General features: G+C 63.9%; 5 protein-coding genes, 6 tRNA genes and 1 pseudogene. 1 reads left to right on the top strand and 11 read right to left on the bottom strand.

Annotation, left to right across the window (positions count from 1 at the left end):
• The 9 genes and pseudogenes from ACNPP0_RS20260 to ACNPP0_RS20220 form a co-directional block, all read right to left on the bottom strand.
• Positions 1-444, bottom strand: a 444-nt coding sequence (locus tag ACNPP0_RS20260; protein WP_448706835.1) for an EamA family transporter, incomplete at its 3' end; no start/stop codon positions are given.
• A gap of 275 nt (positions 445-719) precedes the next feature.
• Positions 720-1,706: pseudogene (bioB, locus tag ACNPP0_RS20255) on the bottom strand (biotin synthase BioB); the annotation flags it as partial.
• Between the two features lie 296 nt (positions 1,707-2,002).
• A complete protein-coding gene (locus ACNPP0_RS20250; protein WP_332611428.1) occupies positions 2,003-3,496 on the bottom strand; it encodes a PAS domain S-box protein in 1,494 nt (497 codons plus the stop codon).
• 271 nt (positions 3,497-3,767) lie between these two features.
• Positions 3,768-3,844, bottom strand: a tRNA-Asp gene (locus ACNPP0_RS20245).
• Between the two features lie 77 nt (positions 3,845-3,921).
• Positions 3,922-3,997: transfer RNA gene (locus ACNPP0_RS20240), tRNA-Glu, on the bottom strand.
• A 60-nt stretch (positions 3,998-4,057) separates the two neighbouring features.
• Positions 4,058-4,133 (bottom strand) — tRNA-Ala (locus ACNPP0_RS20235).
• Between the two features lie 104 nt (positions 4,134-4,237).
• Positions 4,238-4,314: transfer RNA gene (locus ACNPP0_RS20230), tRNA-Asp, on the bottom strand.
• 69 nt (positions 4,315-4,383) lie between these two features.
• A tRNA-Glu gene (locus tag ACNPP0_RS20225) sits at positions 4,384-4,459 on the bottom strand.
• A gap of 48 nt (positions 4,460-4,507) precedes the next feature.
• Positions 4,508-4,583, bottom strand: a tRNA-Ala gene (locus tag ACNPP0_RS20220).
• A 359-nt stretch (positions 4,584-4,942) separates the two neighbouring features.
• Here ACNPP0_RS20220 and ACNPP0_RS20215 point away from each other — a divergent pair.
• Entirely contained in the window at positions 4,943-5,998 is a 1,056-nt protein-coding gene (locus ACNPP0_RS20215) for an aldo/keto reductase (RefSeq protein ID WP_448706830.1), read from the top strand.
• A 12-nt stretch (positions 5,999-6,010) separates the two neighbouring features.
• On the opposite strand, the gene lnt is transcribed toward ACNPP0_RS20215, so the two are convergent.
• Together lnt and ACNPP0_RS20205 are read right to left on the bottom strand one after the other, a co-directional pair.
• Positions 6,011-7,642 (bottom strand): apolipoprotein N-acyltransferase, encoded by a 1,632-nt coding sequence (gene lnt, locus ACNPP0_RS20210; protein ID WP_448706829.1) that lies wholly within the window; start codon positions 7,640-7,642, stop codon positions 6,011-6,013.
• A complete protein-coding gene (locus tag ACNPP0_RS20205; protein WP_332613055.1) occupies positions 7,639-8,529 on the bottom strand; it encodes a CorC family transporter in 891 nt (296 codons plus the stop codon). The genes lnt and ACNPP0_RS20205 overlap by 4 nt, the downstream gene beginning before the upstream one ends.
• Positions 8,530-8,668: the final 139 nt, after the last annotated feature.

The raw sequence follows: 8,668 nt of genomic DNA, 5'->3' as shown, positions 1-8,668 counted from the left end.
CGCAGCCCCGCCCGCCGAGGCCCTTCCAGGTCGCAAGAGCAAGCAGGCCAGCGCGGTAAACGCCAGCAGGATCGCCGCCAGCTTGCGGCCATTGACCGGTTCGCCGAACAACAGGAACGCCGCCAGCAACGGGATGAACAACGACAGGCGCTGCGCCGCGTCGCTGCGCACGATGCCGGCGTGACGCACCGCTGCGGCCATGGCCAGGAACACGCTGGGCAATAGCACCCCCAGCGCGGCGAGCACTGCCCACGGCGTGCTGGGCGTAAGCAGGGCGGCGGGGTCCGGTTTCAGCACGGCCCAGCAGAGCAGGGCGGCCACGGCATAGTTCATGGCAATGGCCTGCCGCACGTCGACGTCATAGCGCCGGGCCAACTTAAGCAACACGGCCACGGTGACGCTGCACGTCACGCTGGCCAGCAGGTAGAGAACGCCCGGCGTCAGCGGCATGTCGTGCCTCCTTCGGCGCAGGGTTGGACGGAAGCGGCTTGCTGTGTGGCGGAATGCCCGGTGACGGGGTCACGGGAAGCGGAAAGTGCCGAGGCGGGAAGATTGGCGACGCCTTGTGCCGAGACTGCCTGCCGGGAGGGGCAGCATTCCAAGGAGGTTTGTCCCGAGGTGGCATGTTCGGGGGTGGCATGTTCGGGGGTGGCATTTCCCAAGGTGACATTTCCCGAGGTGACTTGCCCCGCGTCCGGGAATTCCGATGCGGCATGGTGCGGCCCCGGCTCTACGTGCATGCCCAGCCGTTGCAGCAGGCGCTGGTCGGCCTGCATCTGCGGGTTGGCGGTGGTCAGCAGCGCGTCGCCATAGAACATCGAATTGGCGCCCGCCATGAAGCACAGCGCCTGCATGGCGTCGTCCATGGTTTCGCGACCGGCCGACAAGCGCACGGCCGCGCGCGGCATCGTGATGCGCGCCACGGCAATGGTGCGCACGAACTCGAAGGGGTCCAGCGCCTGGACCTCGGCCAGCGGCGTGCCTTCCACCTGGACCAGGTTGTTGATTGGCACCGATTCCGGATAGGGCTCCATGTTGGCCAATTGCGCAATCAGGCCGGCGCGTTCCCGCCGCGATTCGCCCATGCCCACAATGCCGCCGCAGCACACGCTGATGCCGGCGTCGCGCACGCGTGCCAGCGTATCCAGGCGGTCCTGGTAGGTGCGAGTGGAAATGATCTTGCCGTAGAACTCCGGCGACGTGTCCAGGTTGTGGTTGTAGTAGTCCAGGCCGGCGTCCTTAAGCTGCTCGGCCTGGCCGTCGCGCAACATGCCCAGCGTGACGCAGGTTTCCAGCCCCAAGGACTTCACCGCGCTGACCATCTGCGCCACGGCCTCCAGATGATGCGGCTTCGGGCTGCGCCAGGCCGCGCCCATGCAAAAGCGTTGCGCCCCGCCAGCCTGCGCGGCCTTGGCGGCAGCCACGACTTCATCCAGCGGCATCAGCTTGTCGGCATCAAGCCCGGTGTCGTAGTGCGACGACTGCGGGCAGTACGCGCAATCCTCCGGACAGCCGCCCGTCTTGATCGACAGCAGGCTGGACAGCTGCACGGCGTTGGGATCGAAGTGTGCGCGATGGACCTGCTGCGCGCGGTGCACCAGGTCCATGAACGGCAACGCGTACATCGCCAGGATGTCGTCGGTGGTCCAGGCCGGGGCGGCTCGGTTGCGGGTCGTCCGCGGGACGGGGATGTAGGCGGTCTGCAAGGGCGGGCTCCATTCGATCTATCGAAACCGCGCCGCTTGCCTGGCAAGGCAAGGGCGGGATCGGCGGATCGTAAGAACCTGCGCGGGGTTTGTGCAATGCAGGCCGACAGCACGAAAATGCCGGCAACTTGGATGAGGCTTTGCCGCAAATAGACGATTTAACGGTGCGGCGCCGACTAACGCGATGGCATCTTCGTCGATGCCGACCCCCGGAATATTTTGATTCTAATTGTAAATATCACCCGCGACGGTGGCTATCCGCAAGGGCAACATCCGCTGCGATCCCTGCGGTGCGATCACTCCTTGGCCGGCTTGTCACGGACCCGCGCGGATTCGTGCCCCGTGATACCGCGATCGCGCGCCCAGACGATCGCGGCGCTGCGCCGGTGCACGCCAATCTTGCTGTAGATCGTGGCCACATGGTTGCGCACGGTATTGCGCGAGAGCTTCAAGGCCTTGGCGATGCCATCGTCGTCGTGCCCCTGGCATAGCAGGCCTAGCACTTCACGTTCGCGCGTGGTCAGTTGCGCCAGTTCCGCCACATCGCGCGAGGCCGGTGCGGGTTGGCGCAACTGCGCCAGCTTTTCGATGATGCCCCGGCTGAACCACGACGTGTCCTGCATCACCGCTTCGATCGCGGCCAGCAGTTCGATCTCGGAGCGTTTGCGTTCGGTGATGTCCTGCATCACGATCAGCAGCCGGCGCTGCCCGCCGATCATCACGGGTTCGGCCGACACCAGGCAATCAAGCGCGCCGCCATCCTGCGTGGCCAGCGTGGCTTCGCGGTTGCGCGCGCTTTCACCGCGCTTCAGGCTGGCGGCCATGCCTTCGTAGGGGTGCAGGCCCACGTCGGTCAAGGCCGCGCCGACGCTGTCCTCGGGCGACGCGCCGGTCACCGCCGCGAAGGCGTCGTTGATATCCAGCACGCGCAGCGTATCGCCTTCGCACACGGCCATCGGCACGGGCGCCAGCTTGAACGCCTTGGAGAAGCGCTCTTCGCTTTCGCGCAGCGCCATCTCGGTGCGTTTGCGTGCTTCCAGATCGATGAAAGTGAACAGCATGCACGGTTCGTCCTGCATGTCGATCGGTTGGCCGGCGACCATCACGAACTTGGTGCCGCCGTCGGCCTGCTTCACGACGCCTTCGCGCTGCGTGATTGTCTTGCCTTCGTTCAGATTGGCCACGGCCTTTTCTTTGTCGTCGCCGCCATCCAGCACGTCCAGTTCGTAGGCCGACTTGCCCAGCACGGTCTCGCGCGTGTAGCCCGTCATTTCCAGAAAGCCCTGGTTCACCTTGACATAGCGCAGGTCGGAAAGCCGGCAGATGAGGGCGGGCGCGGGGTTCGCGCCAAAGGTGCGTTCGAAGCGTTCTTCGGCGTTGATCTGCTCGGTCTGGTCATGCAGGATCAGCACGCGGTAGTCAGCGCCTTTGTCGCCTTCCAGATTCAAGCCGCGCGCGCGCACGTTACGCAGAAAGTCTTCGTCATCCTTGCGGCTCAAGTCCAGCAGCAGATCGTCGAACGTTTCTTCCGCCGCCAGGCGGTCCAGCGGATATTGGCGCGCGGGCACGCGGTGATGGTTGCGGTAGGTCAGGGTGTAGCGTTTGCGATAGCCGGCGGGTGTGCCGCCCAGCGCTTCAAGCGTGTCGGCGCCATGCAGTTCCAGTGCGCTGTTATTGGCCCATGCAATTGAGCCGTCGGGTTCGAGCAGGATGATGCCTTCATTCAAACCCGCGATGATGGCTTGCAGGTGTTGGCGATGCGCGTGTGGCGCGGCGGCGTTTGCGGTCACGTAGGCCTCTTCGGTTCGCGTGGCGTGAGCCCACAGGATGCAGGGGCGCGGCAAAGCTGTCCAGAGAGCAAAACGGACGAGTCTTAGCGGCGGGGTAAAAGGAGGGGAGAACGCACAAAATAACGCGCGGACAATGCGGCCGCTGAAATGCAAAAAGCCCCGGAATCCGGAGCTTCAATGTGTACTGCGACGACGCGTATTGCGATAGTGGGTATTGCGAGGATCGGTCTTGCGATCTTTCATGCTGCATGCTGGCAAACACTAAAGTGCTTGGCGGAGCGGACGGGGCTCGAACCCGCGACCCCCGGCGTGACAGGCCGGTATTCTAACCAACTGAACTACCGCTCCGCAGCGGCTTACTCAACAACTTCAACTTCATCACTACGCTGCGGTGTCAAGGCAGCTTTAACTACATGCCAGAAAGCTGGCGTCCCCTAGGGGATTCGAACCCCTGTACTCACCGTGAAAGGGTGATGTCCTAGGCCTCTAGACGAAGGGGACCTGAACTAACAGAACTGCAAAGAACTTTACTACGGTACTGCGTACTACGGTGCTGAGTGCTGGTGGAGGTAAGCGGGATCGAACCGCTGACCTCTTGCATGCCATGCAAGCGCTCTCCCAGCTGAGCTATACCCCCCAGGGCGCCTTGATGTTCTGAACTGCAAACAACAAGGTCTCACACTCTATAAAAGCAAAAAGCCCCGAAGACGGAGCTCTTGAAAGACTCAGAGCGAGAGCTTTTGGCGGAGCGGACGGGGCTCGAACCCGCGACCCCCGGCGTGACAGGCCGGTATTCTAACCAACTGAACTACCGCTCCGCAGCGGCTTACTCAACTACTTTGTCACTTCAACTGCACTTATCTACTTCTTTACTGCTGCCAGTGAACTGGCGTCCCCTAGGGGATTCGAACCCCTGTACTCACCGTGAAAGGGTGATGTCCTAGGCCTCTAGACGAAGGGGACTTGGACTTGCTGTACTGCATTACTGGTACCGCATTCTTCGCTGTTGACTGGTGGAGGTAAGCGGGATCGAACCGCTGACCTCTTGCATGCCATGCAAGCGCTCTCCCAGCTGAGCTATACCCCCGTTTCTCTAATCAATTCCTGCTACGTTTTACGGTCAAAACACACGTTTTATTGTGCGCTTTTTCGTAGTTCGTTGCCGGTTTTGTTTAGTGCCGTTGGCGAAGAAACGAGATTATGCACGAACAAAATCGGGTGTGCAAGTCGATCGCGGGCAAAAATCATAAAACGACAAAAAAAATGGGGGTGGGATGCCTTTTTCTGCTTATTTTGTGAGCGAAATCAGGCCGCCGCGGAACCGCCTCCGGTTCGTGGAATCCAGAAAAATCAAAGGCTTGTGCGGATGCTATCGTGGACGATAAAAAATTTTCGACATCCTGCGGCTTTGGCGTGAAAACCGCGCGACAACCTGAGAATTCCGGCATGAGCACAAAGACTTCTTTTCCCACCCGGCCCCTGGGCCGAAGCGGCATGGACATCACGCGTATCGGATTGGGCGCCTGGGCCATTGGCGGCAATGGCTGGGCGGTAGGATGGGGCCCGCAAGACGACGCCGATTCCATCGCCGCGATTCGCCTGGCCGTGGACCGGGGCATCAACTGGATCGATACGGCGGCGGTTTACGGGCTGGGCCATTCCGAAGACGTCGTGCGGCGCGCGCTGGCGCAGATGGCGCCCGGCGAACGGCCCTATGTGTTCACCAAATGCGGGCTGACGTGGTCGACCGACAACCCGCGGGCGATGCCGCGCCGTACCGGTGCGCCGGCCAGCATCCGTCGCGAAATCGAAGGGTCGCTGCGCCGGCTGGGCGTCGAGCGCCTCGACCTTTATCAAATGCACTGGCCGGCCGGCGACGGCACGCCGCTCGAAACCTATTGGCAGGAACTGCTGACCCTCAAGCAGGAAGGCAAGGTGGGCGCCATTGGCCTGTCCAACCACAACCTGGCGCAGTTGCAGGATGCCGAGGCGCTGGGCCATGTGGATTCCCTGCAGCCGCCTTTCTCGGCGATCCAGCGTGGCGCGGCCGCCGACTTGATCCCCTGGTGCGCGCAGCATGACGTAGGTGTGATTGTCTACAGCCCGATGCAGTCGGGGCTGCTGACGGGCGCCTTTTCCGCCGAGCGGGCCCGGGCGCTGCCGCCGGACGACTGGCGCGCGCGCAATGCCGAATTCGCGCCGCCGAACCTTGCCCGGAACCTGGCGCTGGCAGATGCGATGAAGCCCATCGCGGAACATCACGGCACGACGGTGGCCGCCGTCGCCGCGGCATGGACGTTGGCATGGCCGGGCGTCACGGGCGCCATTGTCGGCGCGCGCAGTGCCGCGCAGGTCAATGGCCTGCTGGGCGCGGCCGAACTGGAACTGGATAGCGACGACATGGACGCCATTGCCGAAGCCATCGAGTTGACGGGCGCGGGCGAGGGGCCTGTGCGCCCGCCGCAAGACAGCGGCAGGCTGCCGGAAAATTTGTTCGGCTAGGAAACCCAGCGATCAGTTGGCGGGCCGAGCCTTGCGGTGGCCGCCTATGGCCGCGATCAGAATCAGGCCCATCAAGGCCAAGGCCAGTTTGTCGCCGAAGCGGGCATACGGGGTCAGCCCCGTCATGCCTTGCACCGATACCGGCAGCATGCCCGGCTGCAACGGCGCAAGCTGCGCCGCCACGTGGCCTTTGGCGTCGATAGCGGCGGTGATGCCGGTGTTGGTGGCCGTCAGCATGGGCCGCGCGGTTTCCATGGTGCGCAGGCGGCCGATCTGCAAGTGCTGGCGCAACGCCCACGAATTGCCGAACCAGCCCAGGTTGCTGACGTTGACCAGGATGGTTGCGCCGGGCTCGCCATTGGCGCCCGGCTGTAGCGCGGGCAAAAGGTCGGGGCCGAACAGGTCTTCGTAGCAGATGTTGAACGCGATGTGCTGGCCGCCAACCGCAAACGGCGTCTGCCGCGCCGCGCCGCGATCGAAATCGCCCAGCGGAATGTTCAGCATGTCGACAAACCAGTGAAACCCGGGCGGCACGTATTCGCCCCACGGCACCAGATGGCGCTTGTCGTAACGCATGGCCGTGCTGCCGGCAAGCAATTGCTGGACCGGCGTGTTGCCGTCGAATCCCACCACGCTGTTGGTGTAGCGGTCGCGGCCATTGACGCGGTCGTGCAGCGGCACGCCCATCGCAATCGTCATGTTGCCGCGCGCGGCCACGCCACGCCAGGCGTCCCAGATGCGCGGATCCAGCTGGTCCTGGAAAACCGGCATCACGGTTTCGGGAAGGATCACCAGCTGCGGCGCGGGCACGCCGGGCGCGGGCGGCAGCGCGGTCATTTCCAGATGGCGCACCAGACTTTGTTCCAGCAGCGCGGGGTCGAACTTTTGTGATTGTTCGATGTTGCCCTGGATCAGCCTGACGTTAAGCGGGTCGCCGGTGGGCGAAGACCAATCGATGCGCGACAGCGGCCAACCCACGGCGGCCAGTGCCACCGCGACGCCGGCCGCCAGGGCCTGGCGCGAGTCCATGGCCTTTTTGCGGGACGGCTGCCACAGGCTGGCGATGGCGGCGGCGGCGAACGCGGCCACGAAGGCCATGCCGTGCACGCCAAGAATAGGCGCCCATCCCGCAATCGGGCTGTCCACTTGTGCGTAGCCGATGTTCAGCCACGGGAAGCCGGTCAGCAAAACCGCGCGCAGCCATTCGAAGGCGGCCCACAGCGCAGCCCAGGCCAGCGTGGATGACAGCCTGCCCAGCGGCGTGGCGCCCGCCGTCAGCGGAACGTAGCGGCGCGTCAGCGCACTGGCGGTGGCGGGAAACAGTGCTAGAAATGCGGACAGGGCCAGCACGCCGGCCACGGCCAGCGGGGCGGCCAGATCGCCGTAGCGATGCATGCTGATGAACAGCCAATACAGGCCCACGGCGTAGGTGGCAAAGCCGAACAGCCAGGCGCGTAGCCAGGCTTGCTTGGCCGACGGCGCGGTCAGCGTGACGCGCGCCGCGATGGCAAGCATGAGTATCTGCGTGATGGCCAGCGCCCAATCCGGCAACGGGCCGGGCGCGAAGGTCAGGGCGTGCACGGCGCCCGCCAGCGTCAAGCCGACGGCGCCGCGCAGGAGGATGCTGCGCGGGGTACGGCTCATGCGTCGTCGTTGGGGCGGGAGGTTGGGGCAGGCACGTTGCGCTTGACGCGCAACCAGATGGCGCGGCGGGCGTCACCGCGAGCCACCTCCATGCGCAGGCCGTCGAATTCGGCCACGTCGCCACGGCGTGGAATGCGGCCCAGTTGGCCGCCCATCCAGCCGCCCACGCTGTCGTATTCGTCGTCGGGCAGCTGGCAGCCGAAGACCTCGTTGAAGTGCGAGATGTCGGTGGCCGCCATCACGCGCCACTGGTTTTCGCCTTCGGGGAAGATCTCGTCTTCTTCGGTTTCGTCGAATTCGTCTTCGATGTCGCCGACGATCTGTTCCAGTACGTCTTCCATCGTGACCAGCCCTGAAATACCGCCGTGCTCGTCGATGACGATGGCCTGGTGGTTACGGCTGGCGCGGAATTCGTGCAGCAGCACATTCAGGCGCTTGGACTCGGGGATGAACACGGCCGGGCGGACCAGCGTGCGCAGTTCGATGCCGGGTTCCAGCATGCAGCGCAGCAAGTCCTTGGCCAGCAGGATGCCGATGATGTTGTCGCGATCACCCTCGTACACCGGGAACCGCGAGTGCGCGGTTTCGATGACGGAGGCCACCAGGTACGGGATGGGCTGCGTGACGTCCAGCAGGTCCATGCGCGAACGCGGAACCATGATGTCGCCAACGGTGCCTTCGGACACGGCCAGCGCGCCCTTGATCATCTTGTAGGACTCCGCATCCAGCAGGTTGCGGTCGTGGGCAGCTTCCAGAATGGCCTTGATGCCTTCGCGGTCCTCGGGCTCTCGGCGCACAAGGGAAAGCAGGCGGTCTAGAAGGGATTTGGTGGCGGGTTTGGATGAGCGAGCAGAGGTCGCTTCAGGAGCAGGGTAAGGGTCAGACATCGTCCGGGAGGACAAGTTATGGAGGGGCCAGCATAACCGAAACTGGCGTGGCTTTTGTAACGACGGCCCTGAAAATGCGGGCAAACGACGACATCTGCGCGTTGCTTGACGCCATTTTTCGCTAGAAGCTAGGGGTTGA

The organism is Achromobacter semiaridum, assembly GCF_053543755.1.
This window is presented reverse-complemented; position numbering and strand designations above follow the sequence as displayed.